At 69.1% G+C, this 1,612-nt stretch carries 1 protein-coding gene; it reads left to right on the forward strand.

Going from position 1 to position 1,612, the window contains the following annotated elements; all coding sequences use genetic code 11:
- Window positions 1-236: 236 nt before the first annotated feature.
- Window positions 237-1,612 (forward strand): MFS transporter (locus HUK84_RS17425; protein ID WP_176641386.1); only part of this gene is annotated, 1,376 nt, incomplete at its 3' end.

Below are 1,612 nucleotides of genomic sequence, written 5' to 3' on the forward strand. Positions count from 1 at the left end.
CTGGCGGCCGGCTGGCTGGGCGGCCCGGCCGTGGCCCTTGTCCTGCTGCCCGGCCTGATCGCGGAAATCCGCGTCGCGGCCCGGCCGCTCACACGAACATGATGCCGCCCGGCGCGACCGACCCGCTACATGACCTGTTGGCGAAATAAGACATAAGAGGCTTACGAAAACAGCCTCCAAGCAACAAGCAACAAGCAACAAGCAACCGTAACGCCCTCGTCAGGATCACGTCATACATGACAGGAACATCCACCCGGTCGCGCTTCAACCGCGCGCTTCCGCATCTCCCCGTCATCACCGACATCCCCGCGCGCCTCGACCGCCTGCCCTGGTCGCGCTTCCACCTGCTCGTGGTGGTGGCGCTCGGCATCACCTGGGTGCTGGACGGGCTCGAAGTCACCGTCGTCGGCTCGGTGGCGCCCGTCCTGCAGCGCCACGACACGCTGGGCCTCTCGGCCACCGACATCGGCGGCGCGGCATCGGCCTATGTCGCGGGCGCCGTGATCGGCGCGCTGCTGTTCGGCTGGCTCAGCGACCGGCTCGGCCGACGCCAGATCTTCACCGTCACGCTGGCCTTCTATATCGCGGGCGTCGGATTGACCGCCCTGTCGTGGAACCTCGCCAGTTTCGCCCTGTTCCGCTTCATGACCGGGCTCGGAATCGGCGGCGAATATTCGGCGATCAACTCGGCCATCGACGAATTGATGCCCGCCCGCCTGCGCGGCCGGATCGACCTGATCGTCAACGGCACGTTCTGGGCGGGCGCCGCGCTGGGCGCCGGCGCCTCGACCGTGCTGCTTCAGGGCAGCGTTCTGCCGGTGGCCACCGGCTGGCGGGTCGTCTTCGCCCTCGGCGCCCTGCTGGGGCTGGCGGTCGTCACGCTCCGCCGCTGGGTCCCCGAAAGCCCGCGCTGGCTGATGACCCACCGCCGGATCGACGAAGCCACCCGCATCGTCTCCTGGATCGAAACCCGCCACGGCGGCCCGGGCCATATCACCGAAACGCTGGAAACCGTGTCGATCTATCCCGCCGGCACGTTCGGACTGCACGAGGCGCTGCGGGTCATCATCGGCCCCTATCGCGGCCGCGCCGGCTACGTGCTGGTGCTGATGGCCGCGCAGGCCTTCCTCTACAATGCCGTGTTCTTCACCTACGGCCTGGTCCTGACCCGCTACGGCCACGTCCCCGACGGCCGGGTGGGGCTGTATATCCTGCCGCTGGCCATGGGCAACCTGCTGGGCCCGCTGCTGCTCGGGCGCCTGTTCGACACGGTGGGGCGCCGCTACATGATCGGCCTGACCTACCTGCTGGCCGGCCTGCTGATGGCCGCCGTCGCCTGGCTGTTCTCCATCGGGGCGCTGGATGCGCGCCTGCTCACCCTGTTCTGGGTCGCGATCTTCTTCTTCGCCTCGGCCGCCGCCAGCGCCGCCTACCTGACCGCCAGCGAGATCTTCCCCCTCGAAATCCGCTCGCTGACCATCGCGCTGTTCTATGCGCTGGGCACGCTGTTCGGCGGCGTCGCGGCGCCGCTGCTGTTCGGCTGGCTGATCGGTCAGGGCAGCCTGGGGGCCCTCTCGGCCGGCTATGCCGCCGCCGCCGTGCTGATGCTGGC

Origin of the sequence: Nguyenibacter vanlangensis, from assembly GCF_013376155.1 — a bacterium.
Classification (GTDB): domain Bacteria; phylum Pseudomonadota; class Alphaproteobacteria; order Acetobacterales; family Acetobacteraceae; genus Gluconacetobacter; species Gluconacetobacter vanlangensis.